Genomic DNA, 21,897 nt, shown 5'->3' with positions numbered 1-21,897 from the left:
CTAATTAACCCTTCAGGGCCGCGATGAGCTGCGGCACGACGTCGTTGAGGTCGCCGACGATTCCGAAGTCCGCGATCTCGAAAATCGGCGCCTCCGAATCGGTATTGACGGCGATGATGATCTCGCTGTTTTGCATCCCGACGGTGTGGTGGATCGCGCCGGAGACGCCCAGCCCAAGATAAATGCGCGGGCGGATGACGACGCCGGTCTGGCCGATCTGCGCGGTGTGTTCGATCCACCCCTCGTCGGTGGCAACGCGGGTGGCGCCAACGGCAGCCCCGAGCTGGTCGGCGAGTTCGCGCACGAGGGTGAAATCTCCCTCGACGCCGCGTCCCGCGACGACGACGATATCGGCGCCCTCCAGCGGCATGCCGTCGCCGAAGTCCTGTGGGGTGCGGGAGACCACTTCGGTGGCGGCCGCGGCCGGCGGCAGCTCGACGTCCAGGTCCACGAGGGTGGCGTTGCCGGCAGCGGGCAGGTCGACGGCCTGATCGAGGCTGCCTGGGGCGAGCGCGATGACGCCGACGCCGCGCGTGAGCGCGCACGTCGTCGTCCACGTCCCGGCAAGGACGGTGCGATCGGCAAGAATCTGGTCGCCCTCTAGGCGCAGGTTGGCCGCATCGGTCACGACGGCCGAATCCAGCACGGAGGCCGCGTAGCCCGCGATCTCCTTACCGGCGAACGACGCGTCAATGAGCACGAGATCGATCGAAGCCTCAGCTCGGGTGGCCGCTGCGATCGCGGCGGCCGCGCCCGGCGCCGTCGTGAAATCGCCCGCCCCGGTGGGACGGAACACAGTAGCAACGGGCAGCGCATCGGCCGCGAGCTCGCCGGTCAGGTCGAGCGCCGCAACCTCACCGAGGGGGGCCGCGGCGGCGGCGAGCTCGGTGGCAAGCGGAAGATCGGGGGTGCGCAGCACAATGAGCGTGGTCATTTCATCACCTTGGCCAGGTAGTGGGCGAGCTGTTGTCCGGCGTCCCCGGTATCCGTGATGACGGTGCCGGCTTCGCGGGCGGGCTTCTCGGCGGCCTCGCGTACCGCGGTGCCGGCCCCCTGTCGGCCGAGCAGTGCGCCGGAATCGGCCTCGACGGCGTCCGCGAGTCCGAGCTCGGCGAGGTCAATTTCTTCCACCTGCTTCTTGCGCGCGGCCATCATCGCCTTGAAGGCGGGAATGCGCGGTTCGTTGACCTGGTCGGTCACGGAGACGACGGCGGGCAACTGGGCGCGCAGCGTCTCATCGGTCCGATCGACGGTGCGCGTGATCGTGGCAGCGCCGTCGGCTACCGAGAGCTCGGCGGCGACGGAAAGGACCGGCCAGTTGAGGTCGGCGGCGAGGGCTGCGGGCACGACGCCCATGTCGCCATCGGCCGCGGACATTCCGGCCAGCACCAAATCGACATCGCCGATGCGGCGCACGGCGGCGGCGAGCACCCGTGCGGTGCCGAGCGCATCGGTGCCCGCGAGCTCCTCATCGCAGACGTGCAGGCCGGAATCGGCGCCCATCTGCAGGGCCCGACGCACCGCGTCGACAGCATCCTCGGGTCCCATCGTCACGGCGATCACTTCGCCGCCGGCCTCTTCGACGAGCACGACGGCGGCCTCGACGGCGTTTTCGTCGACCTCGTTGAGCACATCGTCTTCGCCGCGCACGAGCAGGCCATCGTCAATTCGTCGCTCCGACTGCACGTCGGGAACGTGTTTGACAAGTACAACTACCTTCATGCCTTCTACTGTGCCACGCGCGCCAAGGGGCGGCCAATGTCCGTTTTTAAAGCGGACCATTCTCACAGTCCCTACGACGGCGCGCATGGCGATATGTCACCTACCGAGGGGGATAATGGCAGCGTGTCACTTCCGCTTCGCGCGTCAGTAAAGCGCGTCAATCAGCCCGCCTCCGACCGTGGCCGCCTCGGCGTGCACCGCGTCGCCGGTGGCGTCGACGTCGCCGTGTATGCTCCCCGCGCCACGGGGATCGAGGTGTGCTTCTTTCGGCACGACGGCGACCAGGAAATTGAAGAACCCTGGCTGCTGGAGGGCCCCGTGCACGGCGTGTGGCACGGCCACGTCCCGGGCATCCTGCCCGGCACCGCCTACGGGTTTCGCGCCCACGGGCGCTGGGATGTGGCAACCGCCCAGCGCTTCAATCCCGACCGCCTGTTGCTCGATCCCTATGCCCGTGCCGTGTGCGGCGCCGTCACGCTCGATGACGCGCTCTACGATCATGTGCGCGGCGAGGATGGGACTCCCCTGCTGCCGCTAACCCCCAGCCCGAAGGACACGATCGGCTATGCGCGCCGTGGCGTCGTCATCGACACCCAGTTCTCGGCGGCGCATTCGCGGCCGCGGGTGCCGTGGCGCCAAACCGTAATCTACGAAGGCCACGTCAAGGGCCTGACCCAACTGCATCCCGATGTGCCCGAGCACCTGCGCGGCACCTACGCGGGCCTCGCCCATCCGGCATTCATCGCCCACCTCAAGCGCCTTGGCATCACGTCGCTGGAGCTGCTGCCCATCCACGCGATGATGCCCGAGCCCTTCCTCGCGGACAAGGGCCTGACGAACTACTGGGGCTATAACACCCTCGGCTTTTTCGCGCCCGAACCCTCCTATGCCACGGAGCATGCCCAGCGCCGCGGCGCGCAGGCCGTCGTCGAGGAAGTCACCGGCATGGTCGAGCTGCTGCACCAGGCAGGCATCGAAGTGATTCTCGACGTCGTCTATAACCACACGTGCGAGGCCGGCTATGAGGGCATGAGCCTGTCGATGCGCGGGCTCGATGCCGCCGGCTACTACCTGCACAATCCCGACGGCACCTGCCTGGATTACACCGGCTGTGGCAACACACTGGACTTCCGCCGCACGCGCGTCGTCCAGCTCGCCTTGGACTCGCTGCGCTACTGGGTCCAGGACATCGGCGTCGACGGTTTCCGCTTCGACCTCGCCGTCACGCTCGGCCGCCACCGCGAGCACTTCACCGACCACCACCCATTCCTGTCCGCGCTCGCCACGGATCCCGTCTTGCGCGATACCAAGCTCATCACCGAGCCGTGGGACATGGGACCGCACGGCTGGCGCACCGGCCAGTTCCCCTCCCCGCTTGCCGATTGGAACGACCGCTACCGCGACACGATGCGCACCTACTGGCTCGCCGACGCGGCCCGCCAGGCCCACGGTCATGCGCCAAGCGCCCTGACCGATTTCGGTAACCGCATCTCCGGCTCGGCGGACCTGTTCTCCTCCGGCGAGGTCCCCGGCGGCCGCGGCCCCCTCGGCTCGATCAACTTCATCACCGCCCACGACGGCTTCACGATGGCCGACCTCGTGTCCTATAACCACAAACACAACGAGGCCAACGGCGAAGATAACCGCGACGGGACGAATAAGAACCTGTCGTGGAATCACGGCATGGAAGGTTTCCAGGCCGACGACGATATCGCCGCCGCAATCATCCCCGCCCGCCAGCAGTCGATCCGCAACATGCTCGGCACCCTCGTCGTCTCGGCCGGTGTCCCGATGATCACCGCCGGCGATGAGTTCGGCCGCAGCCAGCAGGGCAATAACAACGCCTACTGCCAGGACAACGAGATCTCCTGGCTGAACTGGGAGCTGGCCGACTGGCAGTACGATCTCGCGGAAACCACCGCCTACCTGCTGCGACTGCGCCGGGAGAATCCGGCGCTTCGGCCCATCCGGTTCGCCTCGGGCCGGCCCGCGCGCGGTGACAGCGTGCCGGACCTCGCCTGGTTCTCGGCCGATGCGACGCCCCGCCAGGCCGCCCAATGGCACGACCCGTATAACCGCGCCCTGCAAATGCTGCGCTCGGGCAAGGGTACGGGACGCGATGCGCTCGTCGTCTTTAATGGCTCCCTGAGCGATGTCACGGTGAGCCTCGCGGCGGGACGTACGATAGAAAACGGTGGCGGCGCCACGCGCGTCCTCGGGTGGCGACTGAAATGGGATTCATCCTGGTCACGCCCGACGACCGATGAGCACGCCCTGTATAACGCCACCGATCAGGTGAGCCTCGAGCCCCTGTCCATGCAGATCTACCTGTCGGAAAGGACACCATGACCACCGCCACGGACGCCGACCTCGCCGCGACGACCTCGGAGGCCTCCCTCGCCCGCACCCGTGCCCGCTCCCTTGAGATCGAGGCCGAGATCGACAAGGACGCCTCCCGTTTCCGCGTCCTGACGGGCGACCGCCCGACGGGCGCCCTCCACCTCGGCCACTACCTCGGTACGCTGAAAAACCGCGTCATCTTGCAGGATAAGGGCGTCGAGACGTGGCTGCTCGTGGCGGACTACCAGGTCATCACCGACCGCGACGGCGTCGGCCCCATTCGCGAGCGCGTCATTGGCTTGCTCGCGGATTACCTTGCCGCCGGCATCGACCCGGAGCGCTCCACCATCTTTAACCACTCGGCGGTCCCGGCGCTCAACCAGCTCATGCTCCCCTTCCTCTCGCTTGTCACCGAGTCCGAGCTGCACCGCAACCCGACGGTGAAGGCCGAACTCGAGGCGACGGGTGGGCGCGCGATGAGCGGCCTGCTGCTGACCTACCCCGTGCACCAGGCGGCCGACATCCTGTTCTGCAAGGCCAATATCGTGCCCGTAGGCAAGGACCAGGTCCCCCACCTGGAGCAGGCCCGCGTCATTGCCCAGCGCTTCGACAAGCGCTACGGCCGCGTCGATAAGAAGCGTCCCGTCTTCCGTCGCCCCGAAGCCCTGCTATCGGAGGCCCAGGCCGTCCTTGGCACCGACGGGACGAAGATGAGCAAGTCGCGCGGCAACACGATCGAGCTCGGAATGGACGCCGATACCACCGCGAAGATCCTAAGAAAAGCGGTCACCGATTCCGACCGCCACATCACCTATGACCCGGTGGGCCGCCCCGAGGTCGCGAACCTCCTCCTCATCGCCTCCCTGTGTTCGGGCGAAGCCCCCGAGGCGATCGCCGAGCGGATCGGCGACGGCGGCGGTGGCGCGCTGAAGGCCGAGGTCACGGCCGCGGTCAACGATCACCTGGCACCGATCCGTGCGCGCCGCCTGGAGCTCATGAACGACGAGGCCTACCTCCTTGACGTCCTGAAGGCCGGAAACGAACGCGCAAACGAGGTCGCTGATCACACTCTCGCGGAAGTGCGCGAAGCCATGAAAATGGTCTACTGATCGCGCCCGCGCCGCTCACAGCGTGCGTGGCGCGACCCTGAGGGCACGCACCTCGCGCACGAGGAGCGGCGCGAGCATCGCAACAACGGTGATGATCCCCGCGAGGATCGCAAACGTGCGGGCCCCGATGGCGCTAGCGATGGGAACGGCAAGGAGTTGCGCGATCGGGATCGCGATGAACGACCCGATCACGTCATAGGAGCTGACCCGGGAAAGAACCTCGCCCGCAATATGCTGCTGCATCGAGGTATCCCACGCGATGCCCATGACGCCGGAGCCGAGGCCTGATACGAAGCCGAGGCCCACGAGCACCGCGATCGGCACGTCAAGGCCCAACCCCATCATGGGCGCCGCGAGCAGACACGCAGCCGACATCCCGAAGGCGAGCAGGTGGCGGATTCGCGCGTAGTACATCGCCCAGGAACCCACGAGCACCCCCGCCGCGCTGGCTCCCAGGACGAGCCCCCAGCCGGGCGCCCCAAAGCTCTCCTCAGCGATGACGGGACCCATGACCAGGATGATCGCGGCGTAAAAGAAGTTCATGACGGCAAAGGCGAGCGTGACGGTCCACACCCAGCGCCGCGCGGCAAACTCACGAAACCCTTCACGCAGTGAGGCGATGACGGAGGATGCGGGCGCGAGCGTTTCATTGCTCAGCCGGATCCGCGTGAAGCACAGCGCTGCCGCCAGCATCATCACGCCATCGAGCGCGACGGCCCAGTATCCCCCGAAGAGCGCCACGATGACTCCACCGAGCGGCGGCCCAAACATCCGCGTCAGCGACTTCGTCATCGCGAGGGAGGAATTCGCCCGCTGCAATTGCTCTCGGGCGACGAGCTGCGGCACGATGCCGGTCAGTGCCGGGCGCGTCACCGCCGAGAGACAGCCGGCAAGGAAACTCAGGACGACGAGCAGCCACACCTGGTGCGGCGCGAACGCCAAGACGGCGGCGATCGCGAGCAACACCGCGGCCGAACCACAATGCGTCGTCAGCAACAGCCGCGTTCGAGAAAACCGATCACCGAGGACGCCGCCGAGGAACGTGACGATGATGAGCGGCAGCGAATTTGCGGCCAGGACGTAAGCCATCGCCTGCGCATCCCCGCCCGTCAGCTGCAAGACCGCGAACGATAGCGCGACGGGCGAAGCCGCCGAGCCGATAAAACTCGCGGTCCGCCCGATGAAGAACCACCGGAAGCCCGATCCCATTTACGCCCCAGCGCGCAGCCTGGCAAGGGCGGCAGCGGGTCCGACGAGCAGGACAGTATCGCCGTCATGAATGAATGTGCCAGCATGCGCGGTCACCCAGGAGCCATCTTCATCGCGCACGGCGATCACCGTAATACCAGCGGTGCGCCGCAAGTTGGTCTCCCCGAGCTCCCGCCCCACCAGGTCCTTCGGCGCCCGCGTCGAGACGAGCGCGAACCCGTAGCCGAGCTCGATGTAATCCAGGAATGACTGCGCCACGACGTGGGCGGCGCGCCGCCCCATATCGGACTCGGGATAAAAGACGTGCCGGATGCCCATCTGCTCCAAGATCCTGCCCTGCTCCGGGCTGGAGGCCTTCGCCCACACCTCGATGCCACCAATCTTCAGCAGCACCGAGGCGGTAAGAATCGAGGCGGCGAGATTACCGCCGATGGCGACGACGGCGGTGGTGAACTCCGGCACCGAGAGCTGGCGCAGCGCCTCCTCGCTCGTGCCGTCGGCACGCACGACGTGGGTGAGCAGCGGCGAATACTGTTGGACGACCTCCGCACTGGCATCGATCGCGAGCACCTCGGTGCCGGTCTTTTCCAGCTCTTCGGCCATCGCCGAGCCGAAACGCCCCAACCCGATGACGACGACGGAGGAGCCCGTCGGGACGCGGCGAGAAATCGAAGGAAACACGCAACACCACCTTCTAGCCGATGAGCGGCCGATCCTTGGGGTACTCGTAGAGTTTTGTCCGACGCGAAAGCGCGAGCGCCGCCGCGACGGTCACCGGCCCGAGTCGGCCGATAAACATTAGCACGATGATTAGTCCTTGCGCGGCGCCCGGCAGCTCTGCCGTAATCCCCGTGGATAGCCCGACGGTCGCAAACGCACTGACGGCCTCAAACAGGGAGCGATCCAGGTCCGCGGGCGTCAGGATCATGAGCCCCATCGTCACGATGAGGACCGCGAGCGCCGAGAGCGCCGCGACGGTCAGCGCCTGGCGATGCACCGAGCGTGACAGGCGCCGCCCGAGCGCGTTGACGGCCCGCTCGCCCCTGATTTCGGTGACGACGATGTAGGCGATGACGAGCGCCGTCGTTACTTTGATCCCGCCCGCGGTTCCGGCCGGGCCGCCCCCGACGAACATGAGCAGGTCGGTCACGAGCCACGTCACGTCGTACTGGCCGGCGATGTCCACGGAGTTGAATCCGGCCGTGCGCGGCGAGACGGAGGCGAACCAGGACAGCAGGAGTTTGGTGCCGAGCGGTCGTCCGCCGAGCGTGTCGGGATTGCGCCATTCTAAGACGGCCATCGCGAGCCAGCCCCCGGCCAGCAGCAGCGCCGTGCCCACGAGCACGAGCCGGGTATTGAGCGAGTAGCGTCGCGGCATGCGAAACCGGCGACGCAATTCGATCAGGACGGGAAAGCCGAGCCCGCCGAGGATGATGAGCGCGGAGACGGGCAGGATGATCGCGGCATCCGCCCCGTAACCGATGAGCGAATCAGTGTAGGGCGCAAAGCCCGCATTGTTGAACGCGGAAATCGCCAAGAACAGCGCATGGAAAACGGCCGTGCCGGGATCCTGGCCGAGGACAAGGAACCGCAGGGCCATGAGCGCCGTACCGACGGCCTGCGCAAGGACGGCAAGCGTCGCGATGCGCACGATCACGAGGCGCACATCGCCCAGGTGGAGCTCGCCCGTCGCGGCGGCGGTCAGGCTGCGCTGATGCAGGCCCAGCCGGCGCGCGATAACGATGGCGACGAGCGCCGCGATCGTCATGGTGCCAAGCCCACCGATCTGCATGAGCACTAACAGGACCGCCTGGCCAAAACCGCTCCAGTATGTTGCGGTATCCACGACGATCAGCCCCGTCACGCTCGTCGCGCTCGTCGCGGTAAACAGCGCGACGGACAGCGGCGCGCCCCGCCCGATTGCCGGCCCGAGGACGGGCGGCTCGACGCCGGTGGGCCAGCCGGGCGCCCCCGTGCGGGCCACCGGCAGCATCAACAGCAGCGTTCCCAGCAGGATCGTCGCGACGAATGCGCCCACGATGAATTGGCCGGGCCGCGCGGCGCGCACAAGACTCAAGGACCAAATCTACTCGCATGGTCCACACCCGCTGCATTGGGTGCGAGGTCTCGCTACCGTGGAGGTGTGAGCAAGAAGAAGTCGCGTCAGTCAGCCGTCCCCGTCGAACCCCACCGCGCCGCCGCACCCGAGGTCCCCGTCGGGCACGTCGATCGCGACCCGGCCCCGGATCCCAAACCCGAACCGGCGCCCTACCAAATCATCGGGCGCATCCCGGTCACCGAAGTCCAACCGGTCGTGGAGGGCGGGCGCTGGCCCGCCAAGGCAGCGGTCGGTGAACCATTCCCCATTTCGGCGACGGTGTTTCGCGACGGCCACGATGCCTACGGAGCTACCGCTGTGTTGCTGCGGCCCGACGGCAGCGAACACTCCCGAACCGCGATGCGGGAGGTCGAAAAGGGCCTAGACCGCTACGAGGGCTGGCTGCAGCCCGATGAACCGGGCGACTGGAGCTTCTTCGTCGAAGGGTTCTCCGACCCGTACGCGACGTGGGTGCACGACGCCAGCATCAAAATCGGCGCCGGCATCGACGCCGAGCTCATGTGCGCCGAGGGCGCGATCCTCTTCGAGCGGGCCGCGAACCGTGCGCTGCCGTCCGAGGCGATCGAAACCCTCGGGCGCGCCGTCGCCGTGCTGCGCGATGCCTCCGATCCGGCCGGCGCGCTCCAGGCAGCCACCTCGCCCGAAGTCACCGAAGTTTTTGCCGCGCATCCGCTGCGCGATTTCGTCTCCCCCTCTGCCACCTACCCGCTCGTCGTCCACCGCAAGCTCGCGATGTGCGGCGCCTGGTATGAAATGTTCCCGCGCTCCGAGGGCGCCTACTTCGACGAAAAGCTCGGGCACTGGGTCTCCGGCACGTTCGAGACGGCCGCGAAGCGCCTGCCCGCCGTCGCCGATATGGGCTTCGACGTCATCTACCTCACCCCCATCCACCCCATCGGCACCACCAACCGCAAGGGCCGCAACAACACCCTCGTCGCCAAGGATGGGGACCCGGGCTCGCCCTATGGCATTGGCGCCACCGACGGCGGCCACGACGCGATCCACGCTGAGCTTGGCACCTTCGACGAGTTTGACGCCTTCGTCGCCCGCGCCCGCGAACTCAACCTCGAGGTGGCGCTCGATATCGCGCTGCAGTGCTCCCCGGACCACCCCTGGGTGAGCGAACATCCCGAGTGGTTTACCAAGCGCGCCGACGGCTCGATCGCCTACGCCGAGAATCCGCCGAAGAAATACCAGGACATCTACCCCCTGAACTTCGATAACGATCCCGAGGGCATCTACGTCGCGATCCGCGACATGCTCCAGGTCTGGATCGACCACGGCGTCACGCTCTTTCGCGTCGACAACCCGCACACGAAACCCCTGAACTTCTGGCAGCGCCTGCTCGCGCACTTCCACGAGGTACACCCCGAGGTCGTTTTCCTTGCCGAGGCCTTCACCCGCCCGGCCATGATGCGTACCCTCGGGGCGATCGGGTTCCACCAGTCCTATACCTATTTCACCTGGCGCCACACCAAGGAGGAGCTCGCCGAGTATTTCACCGAGGTCGCGCGCGAAACCTCGGCGATGTTCCGCCCGAGCTTCTGGCCCACCACCCACGACATCCTCACCCCCTACATGACCGAGGGCGGCGCCGCGGCCTTTGCAATCCGAGCCGTGCTCGCCGCCACCGGCGCCCCCACGTGGGGCATCTACTCCGGTTACGAATTTATTGAGTCGACGCCCCGGCCCGGCTTCGAGGAACAGATCGATAACGAGAAATACGAATTTAAGCCGCGCAACTGGGGCGCTCCCGAGGCCGAGGGGATGACCACCCTCATCACGATGCTCAACCGGATTCGCCGCGCCCACCCCGCCCTGCAGCAGCTGCACGACATCACGATCCACCCGACGACCGATGAGCAGACGCTGTGTTTTTCCAAGCGCATGCCGGCCCGCTTCACGCCCGATGGCCGCGACGACGTGGTGATCGTCGTCGTCAATCTAGATCCCCACAATGCGCGCGAGTCGCTCATCCACCTCGATATGGCCGCGCTCGGGCTCGATTCACCATTACTCGAGGTTCATGATGAAATGTCAGGACAGGACTTTGTCTGGGGGCCGGTCCCCTTCGTCCGGCTCGACCCGCGCACCCAGTGCGCCCACATTGTGAAGGTGACACCACGTTGAGGCACTCCCTGCATCCCGAAACCACCGCCCGCCGCTCCTCCCACGTCGCGCACGCCTTTGGGGACGTGCATAGGCCGGGCCTAAGCGATGATCCCGAGTGGTTCCGCACCGCCGTGTTCTACGAGGTGTTGCTGCGCGGTTTCGCGGATTCCGACGGCGACGGCGTCGGCGATATTCGCGGGCTGATCGACCGCCTCGACTACCTGCAGTGGCTCGGCGTCGACTGCCTGTGGATCCCGCCGTTTTATCCCTCCCCCATGGCCGACGGCGGCTACGACGTCTCCGATTACACGAACATCGACACCACCTACGGTTCGATGGCCGACTTCGAGGAGTTCATGAACGAGGCCCACGCCCGCGGCCTGCGCGTCATCATCGACCTCGTCATGAACCACACCTCCGATCAGCACCCGTGGTTCCAGGCCTCCCGTTCCAACCCCGACGGGCCCTACGGCAATTTCTACGTTTGGCGCGACACGAATACGGAATACGCCGACGCTCGAGTCATCTTCGTCGACACCGAAACCTCGAACTGGACCTTCGACCCGGTGCGCAAGCAGTACTTCTGGCACCGCTTCTTCTCCCACCAGCCGGACCTGAACTTCGAAAACCCCGCCGTGCACGAGGCGATGTTCGACGTCGTGCGGTTCTGGGCCGCCACCGGGGTTGATGGCTTCCGGCTCGACGCCGTGCCCTACCTGTATGAAGAAGAGGGCACAAACTGCGAGAACCTGCCAAAGACGCACGAGTTTTTGGCCGACGTGCGCGCGATGCTCGACCGTGAATTCCCAGGCCGTATCCTGCTGGCCGAAGCCAACCAGTGGCCCCAGGACGTCGTCGAATATTACGGCACCGACGAGCGCCCCGAATGCCACATGTGCTTCCACTTCCCCGTCATGCCGCGCATCTACTATGCGCTGCGCGAGCAGCGCTCCGGCGCGATCCGCCAGATCCTGGCCGACACCCCGGCGCTGCCCGCCGGCGGCCAGTGGGGCACGTTCTTGCGCAATCACGACGAACTCACCTTGGAGATGGTGACGACGGAAGAGCGTGCCGCGATGTACGGCTGGTATGCGGAAGACCCGCGAATGCGCGCGAACGTCGGCATCCGCCGACGCCTGGCGCCCCTGCTGCGCAATTCGCGCGCGGAGATCGAGCTGGCCAACGCGCTGCTCTTGTCGCTGCCGGGCTCCCCGTGCCTGTACTACGGCGATGAGATCGGGATGGGCGACAATATTTGGCTGCCCGACCGCGACTCGGTGCGCACCCCCATGCAGTGGACGCCGGACCGCAACGCGGGCTTTTCCACCGCGGACCCGGGCAAGCTCTACCTGCCCGTCATCCAGTCGCTCGTCCACCACTACTCGGGTATCAACGTCGAGGCACAGTTGGCGACGCCGACTTCGCTGCTGCACTGGATGCGCGGCATGCTCGAGATTCGGCGCGCCCACCCCGTCTTCGGCGACGGTGATTTCACCATGCTGGACGCCAACCACCGAGCGGTGCTGTCCTACACCCGCTCGAACGCCGACGAGACGATTCTGTGCATCGCGAACCTCGCGAACACCTCGCGCGCCGCAACAATCAACCTGCCCGAGCACGCCAATTTCGTCGTCACCGACGTTTTTGGCGGCGCGCGCTTCCCCGATGTCTCCGCAGAGGGCGAGCTCGCCCTGACCCTGGCCGCCCGCGACTTTTTCTGGCTGGCCCTCACCCCGCCGGAGGCGTCATGAACCCGGACCTGTTCACCGCCTACGTCGCGGGGCGACGCTGGTTCATGGGCAAGGACCATACGCCGCGCCTCGCGCTAGCCGAGACCGATATTCGCCTCGCTTCTACCAGCGACGTCGATTTCGCCGTCATCGTCCTTGCCGATCTGGCTTCCCCCACGACGACGCACTACCAGCTCCCGATCGCTATTCGGCGCCGCCCGCTGCCGGGCCTTGAGGACGCGCTCATCGCCGAGGTTCTTGACGATCCGACCGCGACCAACCCCGCGCCGCGCTACCTGTATGACGCGGTCTACGATCCTGACTTCGCCCCAGCGCTCATGGCCGCCCTCATCGGCGCGCCGAGCGCTGCCGTGCGCGAATCTCGCGTCGTTTCGGCCGAGCAATCCAACACCTCGCTCATCATCACGTTGGAGGACGACGAGCGGGTCATCGTCAAGATCTTCCGGGTCGTGACCGCGGGCGAGAACCCCGACGTCGTTGTCACCGGCGCGCTCGGTGGCGCGGGCTGTTCGAGCGTGCCCGAGCCCAAGGGCTACCTCGCGGGCGGCTGGCAGACGATTGCGCCCGATGGCTCGCCAGGCCCGCGCGCCACCGGCCACCTGGCCGTCGCCCAGGAGTTTTTGCCGGGCGTCACCGACGCGTGGAGCCAGGCGCTGGAATCGATTGCGACCGGGCAGGATTTTGCCGCCGAGTCTCTCGGCCGCGCCTGCGCGGACGTGCACCGCGTCCTTGGCGAGGTCATGCCCACGAAGAGCGCGACGCCCGAAATCCGCGAGCAAATCGCGGCCACCTGGCACGAGCGGTACGAGGCCGCTTGCCAGGCCGTCCCCGAGCTCGCGGCGCACGCCGATGAGGTCGAGGCACTGTTCGCGGCCGCAGCCGCCCGGCCCTGGCCGCGGCTGCAGCGCGTCCATGGCGACCTGCACCTCGGCCAGGTACTCAAGGCCCCCGAGCGCGGCTGGATGCTGCTCGATTTCGAGGGCGAACCACTGCGCCCCCTCGCCGAGCGCTCCGAGCTGGACTTGCCGCTGCGCGATGTCGCCGGCATGCTGCGCTCCTTCGACTACGCGGCCGCCTCCGCCGATGCCCCCGCCGAGCAGTGGCGGCAAAGCGCGCGCGAGGCCTTCCTCACCGGCTACCGCGCAGCCGACGTACCGGACCCTTCCGACTACCCCGAACTGCTCGCAGCCCTCGAACTCGATAAGGCCCTGTACGAGGCCCGCTACGAGGCCCAGAACCGGCCCGACTGGCTCGCGATCCCGCTCGCGGGAATCACGCAGCTGCTCGCCGCCGCCGCGTCGTTCAACACCGCGACAGATCCCGACAAAAGGTGGGAAACTAACATCATGAACGCTGAGCCCGCACCCGTCGCGCACGACTACCTTTCCGCGGTTGCGCGCGGCCTGCACCACGATCCGCACTCCATCCTGGGCGCCCACGAACACGATGGCGCCATCACCATCCGCACACTGCGCCATCTGGCCTCCGCGGTGGAGATCGTGACGGCCGACGGCAGTTACCCGGCGCGCCATGAACACGACGGCATCTGGGTAGCGGTCCTACCCGGGCCCGACGTGCCGGACTACCGGGTGCGCGTGAGCTACGGCAATGAAACGCACACGCTCGATGACCCCTACCGCTTCTGGCCCACCTTCGGCGAGCTCGACGGCCACCTGCTGGCCGCGGGCCGCCACGAAGACCTCTGGCGGGTCCTTGGCGCACACGTGCGTCACTTCCCCTCCGTCCTCGGCGACGTCTCCGGCGTCTCCTTTACCGTCTGGGCCCCCTCGGCGCGCGCGGTGCGCGTCAAGGGCGATATGAACAACTGGGACGGCACCCAGCACGCGATGCGCTCCCTCGGCTCCTCGGGCGTCTGGGAACTGTTCATCCCCGGCGCGAGCGCCGGCCAGTGCTACAAGTTCGAGATCTGGTCCGCCGACGGCGGCTGGCACGAAAAGGCCGACCCGATGGCGCGCGGCACCCAAATCCCGCCTGCTACCGCCTCCGTCGTCGTCGATTCCGCCTACGAGTGGGGCGATCAGGACTGGTTGGCCAAGCGCAACGAATCCGACCCGCACACGGGGCCGATGTCGATTTACGAAGTGCATTTGGGGTCCTGGCGGGCGGGCCTGTCCTACCGGGCGCTGGCACACGAACTCGTCGAATACGTCTCCTCGCTCGGCTTTACGCATGTCGAATTCATGCCCGTCGCCGAGCACCCCTTTGGCGGCTCCTGGGGCTACCAGGTCACAAGCTATTACGCACCCACCTCGCGCTTCGGCTCGCCCGATGACTTCAAGTACCTCATCGACCAGCTCCACCAGGCCGGCATCGGCGTCATCATGGACTGGGTGCCCGCCCACTTCCCGAAGGACGCCTGGGCGCTCGCCCGCTTCGATGGCACGCCGCTGTATGAGGATCCGAACCCGCTGCGCGGCGAACACCCCGACTGGGGCACGCTCGTCTTCAACTTCGGACGCAACGAGGTCCGCAACTTCCTCGTCGCCAACGCCCTGTATTGGCTCGAAGAATTCCACATCGACGGGCTGCGCGTCGACGCGGTGGCTTCCATGCTCTACCTGGACTACTCGCGCAACGACGGGCAGTGGCAGCCCAATATCTACGGCGGGCGCGAGAACCTGGAGGCCATCCAGTTCCTGCAGGAAGCCAACGCCACCGCCTACCGGCGCAACCCCGGCATCGTCATGATCGCCGAGGAGTCCACCGCATGGCCGGGCGTGACCGAGCCCACCGACGCCGGTGGGCTCGGCTTCGGCCTGAAATGGAACATGGGCTGGATGAACGACACGCTGCGATACCTCGCCGAGGCCCCGATCAACCGGCGCTACCACCACGGCATGCTGACGTTCTCGCTCGTGTATGCGTTCTCCGAGCAGTTCATCCTTCCCATCAGCCACGACGAAGTCGTACACGGCAAGGGCTCCCTGAAGCGCAAGATGCCCGGCGACTGGTGGCAGCAGCTCGCCGGCGTCCGCGTCGCTCTTGCCTACCAGTGGTCCCACCCAGGCAAGCAGCTGCTGTTCATGGGCCAGGAATTCGCCCAAGACGCCGAATGGAACGAAGCCCAGTCCCTGGATTGGTGGCTGCTCGATAACCCTACCCACGCCGGTGTCGCCGAACTCGTTCGCACGATGAACGAACTGTACGTCCAATACCCGGCGCTGTACTCGGAGGATTTCTCCCACCGCGGCTTTGAGTGGATCCAGGCCGACGACGCGGACCATAACGTGTTGAGCTTCCTGCGGCGCTCTTCCGACGGCGAGGACGTGGTGGTGTGCGTCATCAACTTTGCCGGCTCGCCGCACGAGAATTACCGCATCGGCCTACCGCAAGGCGGGGACTGGCTCGAACTGCTCAACACCGATTCTGAGCTGTACGGCGGCTCCGGCGTAGGCAATCTCGGCCGCGTCTCGGCCGAAGATATCCCGTGGGATGGCCGTGAGCACTCCGTGCGCCTGCGGATTCCGCCCCTCGGAGCCCTGTGGCTCGCGCCCGCGAAGGACTAGTCGTCCTGGGCGATGTCCCCCTCGGACATATCACCATCGACGCGGCTTACATCGAACACGTCGAATCCCGCGCGAGCTAACTCTTCACCGAGCTGGCGCGCGCCCGAGACGTACACGGAGTCGGCATAGACCCATCGCCCGAGCACAAAAGCGCGATAGCACCACGGCCGCCAGCGGTTCGTACGTCGAGGCCATGCCGGGCTCGTTAGTACAACGCGGCCGCGAGCTGACGACGGTAGCCACTCACGCGAGGATCGCCCGCGAGCAGGTCGAAGAATGTTACGAGCCGGACGCGCGCCGCTTCTTTGTCGTCTCCAGAACTTTGGCGTACCACGTTGAGCAGCCGGGTGAGGGCGTCATCAATCGCGCCGCCGGCGAATTCGATATCGGCTGCCTGCAGCTGGGTGTCGATACCGCCGGCGGGAGCCGAGCTATCGCCCGCAGCGGCAATGATGGCCTGCGGGTCGGAGAGCTTGCCGCAGCGTTGCATGAGCTCCACCTGCGCGAGCGCCAATTTCGCCTCTGCGTCCGCCGGAGCCTCCTTCAGAGCCTTAGTAAAGGCCGCGTGGGCGGCGTCCAAGTCGCCGCGGTCGATGGCATCGATCCCCTCTTGATGCAGGGGCGGTACCTCCGGCTCCGCCGCCACCTCATCGGGCTGGCCGGCGCTGGCATCGGGAGGCAGCGTGCCCGTTACGCCCTGCTGCGCCGCGATGGAGAACATCTCGTCGAACAGTGCGCGCAGCTGACTTTCGGGGTGGGCGCCTTGGAACAGTTGGAAGGGTTGTCCCCCAATGAGGACAAACACCGTGGGAACCGACTGCACCTGGAAGGCCTGCATGAGCTGCGGGTTCGCATCGACGTCAATTTTGGCCAGCTGCATTCGGCCGCCGTAGCTGCGGGTGAGCTTTTCTAGGATCGGTCCCAGCTGCTTGCACGGCTGGCACCACGTCGCCCATAGATCCAGCACCACCGGTACCGTGCGCGAGCGCTCCATGAGCTCCTGCAGGTGCTGTTCGCCCGCGTCGACAATCCAGCCCTCGCCCACAGTGGCGCCAGTTGCGGCCTGCTGCTGGGGCTGCTGGGGCGCGAGCGCCCCCAAATCGACGATGCCTGACGTATTCGGTAGCGACACGCTGTCTCCTATTCCCCGCGCTTGGCACTCATCAGCGTCTGCTCGCCCCCAAGCGGCCGGGTAGCCGCGTCGGCGGCATCGGCTGCCGGAACGTAAAGCGCGATCATTACCTGATAGCTCGCCTTCAACTGGTCCTCAACCGGATCCTCCCCCGCGAGCGCCGCGAGGTCATCCGAGACGGTCAGCGTCGAGCGGGCGACTGTCTTTTTCAACGTCAAGACGGTGGGGATTGTTCCCACGACGACGGCTCCCCCGTCAGCCGTACGGAAGGCGACCGGCTCGGATGTGGGCGAGCCCGCCTTCCAGCTGGCTTCACCAACTTCGGCCAATGACTCCGTTAGCGCGGTGACGGTTTCGGTGATCTGCGTGCGCAGCGGGTCATTGCCTAGCGACTTAGCTTCCTCGCTATCCGGCTCATTGATCGCCCTAGCGTAGGCGGCGACGGCCGCGCTTGGTGTTTGCTTCAGGCTCGAATCATCGGGCGCAAGGAACTCAGTTCCGGTCGCCGCGGCCGGCAGGTCAGGGAACGTTACGCCCGGGAAGAGCCTGGCCCAATGGTCAACGTGGTAGTTCTGGCGCGCATCGGCCTGGGTCATCGTGAGCAGGACGGGGCTCGTTTGTCCTTCCGGCACCTGAGTGATGACAGCGGCGTAGCGCGGGAACGAATCAGTGATAGCCGGCAGTGTCACCTGCGGCGTGAAACTCAGCGGGGTGGGAGCCTTGGCGCCGTCGGTTTTCGTCGCGAGTGTGTAGGCGGCCGTGCGGGCCGCGAGGGCGTCACCAGCGAAGCGAGCACTGAGTTTTTCGCCGTCCTTGGCCGCATCACCTTCCGCGAGGATTTTTTCGGCGTCCTTCAGCGCCGTGGTGAAGCGCTCTTCCGTCAGCGCCGGACCGTCATAGGTGGCGCCGGGGCTCACCTCTGGCACGGGCGTGCTCGCGCACGACGCCAGGGAAACAGCTAGCAGGCCCGCGAGTACGGGGCTCACAATGGTCTTGATCGATTTCATGCTCGTGTGTCCTCGCCTTCGTTCGCGGGGAAATCCCACTCGTCGCGCCACGTGCGGTCATCCGATTCCGGCCACAGCTCTTCATCGGCTTCCGGCCATAGACCCTCGGCATCCGTGCTGCTGAGCGCGGAGGCGGCTGGCTCTTCGTCGCTCTGCCCCGATACTGCGGGAACGACAAGGGCGCCGAGTGCGCCGGCGGTAGCCGCAGCCTTCTCTTCGCGCTCAGAGTCTTCTTCCAGCGAGATCTGCGCCGCACCCTCAGGGGCGTATTTGTTTTCTTCCGTGCCGCTTTCGCGAATCTCGTCCGCTCCAGGAGCGAACGGGATCACCATGGCGCCGCCAGCCATCGCGGTTTCGGTAAGCCGCGAGATGTTCTGCTCCAGCAGCGGCTCCTCGATGACGGGGATTTCGTGGGAGGTGACAACGGAAACGTTCTTGCGGCCTTCGCGCCGCGCGGCCTGCAGGGCATCGCGTTCGCGTTCGCGCTCCCGCTCCCGGATCTCACGCCGCGTCAGACCTTCGGTTTCCTGCGACGTCAGCGGCGGCAGGTAGATCACTTCAGTTTCGCCGTCATCGGGACGCGGCGCGCGCAGCCGACGGACGCGGTTCCGGGCCCACAGGGCCGCTACCGCGGCAAGGGCCAGCGCCACGAGACCACCGATGATAAGGGGCCACATCAAGGGGGTAGCGACATCACGAGACCACTTTAGGGTCAGGGCCGGCGCAGGTTTTGTGCCGTCGGTTGTCGCGAGGAAGCCCAGCGAGTGATCCGGGTCATCGATCGTCCACGTCAGGGTGTTTTCCGCTGTCCGCACCTCAGTAAAGAGGTCAACGCTCGCGGGATTGGGCAGCGTCACTGGCTCCTCACCCTCAGCGGGCGCGGCCTCCTCAGTCTTGATCGACATCGTGTCCCAGTCGCTTAGCCCCTGGAGTTCGCGATATGCGGCACCCTTCACGAACGCCTGGATATCGGCCATGGGAGCCAGCGCCAAGACAATGGGATCGCCATCTGAGCTCGCTGTGACCTCGACGGTGTCGTTGACTTGTGGCAGGACCCCGGGCCCGGCGATCAGAGCCGGTTCGGAGGACGCTGGCACGTCAATGGCGACGGTGTCCGATTCTTTGAATATGGTTCCGGCGAGAATCCCGGCAATGATGGCCAGCACTCCCAGCGACGCCAGGATGATAGGAACGATGCGTCGTGTCACTCGGATGTCCTTTGTCGTGGGCAAGTACGCCTAGAAGGGTAGACCATATTGTCTCGCACTGTCGCCTAAGATGCGCGATTTTGCTGTCCAACGTGCGTGATGACACGTCGGTGAGCCCCGCGGGTAGCATAAAGACAGAAGTCGCTTGGCAGAAGGGGAGCCACCCATGACCACCTCACCAACACCGCCCGTATTCCCGGTCGTTCGCCGCGGATACGACAAGGCGCCCGTTGACCAGTACCTGGCTGATCTACAGGCACAGGTCAGCGAGGTGAGAACCGAGGTGGGAGAACTCGATCGCCGCAATATGGCGCTGGCATCGGAATTGGCGGCCGCCCGCGCTGAGCTGGCCGAACGTAAGAAGCCCACATATTCGGGCCTCGGTTCGCGCGTCGCGCGGCTCCTGTCGGAAGCCGAAACCCAATCCGAGGAGTTGGTTCGCTCCGCGGCCGAACAGGCCGAGGCGCGACTGGCGCGAGCCAGGGCCCAGGCCGACGCCCTTGAATCGCGGGCATCCTCCGAGGCGGCCGCAGCCCTACAAGCGGCCAGGCAGGAAGCTGCCGACCTCACCGCCTCAGCTCAGGCGAGTGCGAAAGCCACCGTTGACGATGCCCAGGCGCGCGCCGAGCAGGAACGCAAGCTCACGACTCGCAAGCTGGAACAGGAGCGCGCCCAGGTGCGCCAGGAGCTGTCCCAACAGCGCGCCGACGTTGAGGCCGAGCTCGCGTCCCTAAAGTCAGAGACCGCCACCGACCTTGCCCGCCAGCGCGCCGAGCTCGATACCGAACTGCAGGCCGAACGCGACCGACTCACCGCCGAACTCGCCGCGATTCGAACCGAGGCCATTAACGAGATCGAAACTCGCCAGCACGAAGCCGAATCCGCCCATCGCGAACAGCTCGCTTTGTGGCGCTCAGAAGAAACTGAGGCGCGGCGCGAAATCGATGAGCTGCTCAAAGAAGCCGCCCAGCGCGTGAAGGACGCGATGGACCAGGCCGAACAGATCCTTCGTGAGGCGACGACGGAAGCCGACTCGCGCCGGGCCGAAGCACGCGAGGCCGCGAGCGCCATTATTAAGGACGCCGAAGCCGAAGCGACGCGGCTGCGCGAAGACGGCCGAATCCGCGGTGAAGAAGATCTTGCCCGCGCGCGCACCGAGATTGGCGAACTCACGCGTCGCCGCGAAGAAGTCGCGGACTACCTAAACGAGATCCGCCAGGTCCTCTCCCCCGTCGAGAAGCAATGACCTCCTGGTCCGAACAACGTCGCGAGGCGGCCCGTATCCACGCGGACCGCCTCGCCGCGACCAAGGCACGCGAGAGCCAGCGCGCCCGCGAGCTGATCCAGGATTTTCTCTCCCGCGCCCGCGAAGCCGGGCGGGCCGCCGAGCCGCTACGGGTAAGTGACTATTCGGGGCGCGGCAGCGCGCGAACGGGCCTTACCGGCTGGTACCTCAAGAGTGATCGTAGCGTCGGGATTGATACCGACGGCAATTTCTACGTCCTTACCGCTCGGCTGAATCTCGCCGATCGGATGCGCGGTTATCGGCCACAACCAAGCGATCCGCCCCTCGTCGTCGGGGCTGGCGGCCGCGATGGCGAGAGTCTGGACCTGGCCGACGCCCTCGCCAACCTCTTGCGCCCCTAGTTTGTGCCGCGCGCCAACGACAGCACGAGACGGGCCGTTCGCTCGTCGATGACGAGGTCGGTCGCCGCATTCGCCCGCAACGCCGCGAGCGCCGGCACAGCCTTCGCCTCGCCAGCGACGATGCACAGCCGACGCGGGATCATTTGCAGCTGCTCCGGGTTCGGGCCCGTCGCACGTTTGTTCAGCTCGATGTCGAGGTAGCTGCCATCGCGACGCAATAACACGGTGCACACATCCCCGACGACGCCCTCGCGCAGGATCGACAACCGGTCGGCATCCGAATCGAAATATCCCGCCCGATAGACGTGCGAGCCCGCCCGCCCACTGATCGCGCCGACGCCGAAAACCGCGAGATCACACGTCGCCTGCGCCGCAAGCACGCGCCGCACGCTGCGTTCGCGCCACATCGCCTCGCGCGTTTCGGCATAGTCAAAGAACGCCGGAACGGGAAAGAACATCGCATCGGCGCTGAAGGCGGCCGCGAGCTGCGAGACAATCGAGGCCGCGTACGGGATTCCCGACGTCGAGGAGTTCGCAGCCCCATTGAGCTGGACGATATGGACATCGTCGGTAGGTTGCGGCTGCAGAAATTTGACGACGGCAGATAGCGTCGTCCCCCACGCCACGCCAATCGTGGTGCCCGGCGTGACGGCCTCTTGGAGGCGTTCGGCCGCCAATTTGGCCACCGCATCGAGCAGCACATGGTCTGGACGCGATGCCCGCACCGGCACCACGTCGGCCCGTACTCCGAACTCCTCGCCGAGCTGGCGCGATAGGCGCGAGGCCACCGAGGTGAGCGGCGAGAGCGAGATTCGCACGATCCCGGTTTCCCGAGCCGTTTTCAGCATCCGCGAGACGGTGGAACGCGAGACCCCTAACTCGCCGGCGATCGTCGCCATTTTCTCGTCCTGGACGTAATACATCTGCGCAACTCGGTAAAGATCCTCGCGACAGTTGTCCACCATGTCGTCAAGTCTATGCACACATGTGCAGGAAGTTGCCGCCGTTTCAGCA

General features: G+C 66.3%; 17 protein-coding genes and 1 pseudogene. 8 read left to right on the top strand and 10 right to left on the bottom strand.

The annotated features are described in order from the left end of the window. Positions 1–4 precede the first annotated feature (4 nt). Both BLU67_RS01105 and BLU67_RS01100 read right to left on the bottom strand, forming a co-directional pair. Positions 5–934: an electron transfer flavoprotein subunit alpha/FixB family protein gene (locus BLU67_RS01105; protein ID WP_092561122.1), complete on the bottom strand. Its 930-nt coding sequence runs from the start codon at positions 932–934 to the stop codon at positions 5–7. Then, on the bottom strand, positions 931–1,722 hold the full coding sequence (locus BLU67_RS01100; protein ID WP_092561120.1) for an electron transfer flavoprotein subunit beta/FixA family protein: 792 nt from the start codon (positions 1,720–1,722) through the stop codon (positions 931–933). Before BLU67_RS01100 ends, BLU67_RS01105 begins: the two co-directional genes overlap by 4 nt. A 93-nt stretch (positions 1,723–1,815) precedes the next feature. Between BLU67_RS01100 and glgX the strand changes: the two genes are divergently transcribed. Together glgX and trpS are read left to right on the top strand one after the other, a co-directional pair. Next, positions 1,816–4,071: a glycogen debranching protein GlgX gene (glgX, locus tag BLU67_RS01095; RefSeq protein ID WP_092561205.1), complete on the top strand. Its 2,256-nt coding sequence runs from the start codon at positions 1,816–1,818 to the stop codon at positions 4,069–4,071. Next, complete coding sequence (gene trpS / locus BLU67_RS01090) at positions 4,068–5,171, top strand: tryptophan--tRNA ligase (RefSeq protein ID WP_092561118.1); 1,104 nt, start codon at positions 4,068–4,070, stop codon at positions 5,169–5,171. The genes glgX and trpS overlap by 4 nt, the downstream gene beginning before the upstream one ends. 15 nt (positions 5,172–5,186) lie before the next feature. Here the strand turns inward: trpS and BLU67_RS01085 are convergent, their stop codons facing one another. From BLU67_RS01085 to BLU67_RS01075, 3 genes are read right to left on the bottom strand one after another with little or no spacing between them, the layout of a single operon-like run. Beyond that, positions 5,187–6,380 (bottom strand): MFS transporter, encoded by a 1,194-nt coding sequence (locus BLU67_RS01085; protein WP_092561116.1) that lies wholly within the window; start codon positions 6,378–6,380, stop codon positions 5,187–5,189. After that, complete coding sequence (locus tag BLU67_RS01080; RefSeq protein WP_261976983.1) at positions 6,381–7,061, bottom strand: potassium channel family protein; 681 nt, start codon at positions 7,059–7,061, stop codon at positions 6,381–6,383. It lies immediately after the preceding gene. Positions 7,062–7,074: 13 nt separating this feature from the next. Further along, entirely contained in the window at positions 7,075–8,448 is a 1,374-nt protein-coding gene (locus BLU67_RS01075) for a TrkH family potassium uptake protein (protein WP_315971768.1), read from the bottom strand. Positions 8,449–8,523: 75 nt separating this feature from the next. Between BLU67_RS01075 and BLU67_RS01070 the strand changes: the two genes are divergently transcribed. The 4 genes and pseudogenes from BLU67_RS01070 to glgB all read left to right on the top strand — a co-directional run bounded on the left by BLU67_RS01070 (position 8,524) and on the right by glgB (position 15,889). Then, a complete protein-coding gene (locus BLU67_RS01070; RefSeq protein WP_092561114.1) occupies positions 8,524–10,629 on the top strand; it encodes an alpha-1,4-glucan--maltose-1-phosphate maltosyltransferase in 2,106 nt (701 codons plus the stop codon). 65 nt (positions 10,630–10,694) lie between these two features. Continuing rightward, positions 10,695–12,362, top strand: coding sequence for a maltose alpha-D-glucosyltransferase (treS, locus tag BLU67_RS01065; protein ID WP_261976990.1), 1,668 nt, complete (start codon positions 10,695–10,697; stop codon positions 12,360–12,362). Continuing rightward, positions 12,359–12,598: pseudogene (locus tag BLU67_RS12495) on the top strand (maltokinase N-terminal cap-like domain-containing protein); the annotation flags it as partial. The gene treS and the pseudogene BLU67_RS12495, both read left to right, overlap by 4 nt. A gap of 1,110 nt (positions 12,599–13,708) precedes the next feature. Then, entirely contained in the window at positions 13,709–15,889 is a 2,181-nt protein-coding gene (gene glgB, locus BLU67_RS12490; RefSeq protein ID WP_261976989.1) for a 1,4-alpha-glucan branching protein GlgB, read from the top strand. Here glgB and BLU67_RS12205 read toward each other — a convergent pair. Genes BLU67_RS12205 through BLU67_RS01045 form a run of 4 tightly spaced genes read right to left on the bottom strand, consistent with a single transcriptional unit; the run spans position 15,886 to position 19,236 of the window. Next, positions 15,886–16,035 (bottom strand): hypothetical protein, encoded by a 150-nt coding sequence (locus BLU67_RS12205; protein ID WP_176780643.1) that lies wholly within the window; start codon positions 16,033–16,035, stop codon positions 15,886–15,888. The genes glgB and BLU67_RS12205 overlap by 4 nt on opposite strands. Positions 16,036–16,094: 59 nt before the next feature. Further along, positions 16,095–17,021 carry a tetratricopeptide repeat protein gene (locus BLU67_RS01055; protein ID WP_092561108.1) on the bottom strand — a complete coding sequence of 309 codons (927 nt, stop codon included), beginning with the start codon at positions 17,019–17,021 and terminating at the stop codon, positions 16,095–16,097. Positions 17,022–17,029: 8 nt separating this feature from the next. After that, positions 17,030–18,028, bottom strand: a complete 999-nt coding sequence (locus tag BLU67_RS01050; RefSeq protein WP_092561106.1) for a DUF8094 domain-containing protein — start codon at positions 18,026–18,028, stop codon at positions 17,030–17,032. Continuing rightward, entirely contained in the window at positions 18,025–19,236 is a 1,212-nt protein-coding gene (locus BLU67_RS01045) for a hypothetical protein (RefSeq protein WP_092561104.1), read from the bottom strand. Before BLU67_RS01045 ends, BLU67_RS01050 begins: the two co-directional genes overlap by 4 nt. Positions 19,237–19,402: 166 nt before the next feature. On the opposite strand from BLU67_RS01045, the gene BLU67_RS01040 reads away from it, so the two are divergent. Together BLU67_RS01040 and BLU67_RS01035 are read left to right on the top strand one after the other, a co-directional pair. Next, on the top strand, positions 19,403–20,482 hold the full coding sequence (locus BLU67_RS01040) for a coiled-coil domain-containing protein (RefSeq protein ID WP_092561102.1): 1,080 nt from the start codon (positions 19,403–19,405) through the stop codon (positions 20,480–20,482). Beyond that, positions 20,479–20,883, top strand: a complete 405-nt coding sequence (locus BLU67_RS01035) for a hypothetical protein (protein WP_092561100.1) — start codon at positions 20,479–20,481, stop codon at positions 20,881–20,883. Before BLU67_RS01040 ends, BLU67_RS01035 begins: the two co-directional genes overlap by 4 nt. On the opposite strand, the gene BLU67_RS01030 is transcribed toward BLU67_RS01035, so the two are convergent. Continuing rightward, positions 20,880–21,848, bottom strand: a complete 969-nt coding sequence (locus BLU67_RS01030; RefSeq protein WP_176780642.1) for a sugar-binding transcriptional regulator — start codon at positions 21,846–21,848, stop codon at positions 20,880–20,882. The genes BLU67_RS01035 and BLU67_RS01030 overlap by 4 nt on opposite strands. Positions 21,849–21,897 lie beyond the last annotated feature (49 nt).

It is taken from the genome of Bowdeniella nasicola, assembly GCF_900107735.1.
GTDB lineage: Bacteria > Actinomycetota > Actinomycetes > Actinomycetales > Actinomycetaceae > Bowdeniella > Bowdeniella massiliensis.
The sequence above is the reverse complement of the archived record's forward strand: the minus strand, read 5'-3'. Positions and strand labels throughout refer to the sequence as shown.

What these genes read in the sequence shown, in the direction of transcription:
- BLU67_RS01035 (WP_092561100.1), top strand. Translation starts at nt 20,479, where the DNA reads ATGACCTCCTGGTCCGAACAACGTCGCGAGGCGGCCCGTATCCACGCG.
- glgX (WP_092561205.1), top strand. Translation starts at nt 1,816, where the DNA reads ATGTCACCTACCGAGGGGGATAATGGCAGCGTGTCACTTCCGCTTCGC.
- BLU67_RS01050 (WP_092561106.1), bottom strand. Translation starts at nt 18,028, where the DNA reads ATGAAATCGATCAAGACCATTGTGAGCCCCGTACTCGCGGGCCTGCTA.
- trpS (WP_092561118.1), top strand. Translation starts at nt 4,068, where the DNA reads ATGACCACCGCCACGGACGCCGACCTCGCCGCGACGACCTCGGAGGCC.
- glgB (WP_261976989.1), top strand. Translation starts at nt 13,709, where the DNA reads ATGAACGCTGAGCCCGCACCCGTCGCGCACGACTACCTTTCCGCGGTT.
- BLU67_RS01040 (WP_092561102.1), top strand. Translation starts at nt 19,403, where the DNA reads ATGACCACCTCACCAACACCGCCCGTATTCCCGGTCGTTCGCCGCGGA.
- BLU67_RS01105 (WP_092561122.1), bottom strand. Translation starts at nt 934, where the DNA reads ATGACCACGCTCATTGTGCTGCGCACCCCCGATCTTCCGCTTGCCACC.
- BLU67_RS01100 (WP_092561120.1), bottom strand. Translation starts at nt 1,722, where the DNA reads ATGAAGGTAGTTGTACTTGTCAAACACGTTCCCGACGTGCAGTCGGAG.
- BLU67_RS01030 (WP_176780642.1), bottom strand. Translation starts at nt 21,848, where the DNA reads ATGGTGGACAACTGTCGCGAGGATCTTTACCGAGTTGCGCAGATGTAT.
- BLU67_RS01085 (WP_092561116.1), bottom strand. Translation starts at nt 6,380, where the DNA reads ATGGGATCGGGCTTCCGGTGGTTCTTCATCGGGCGGACCGCGAGTTTT.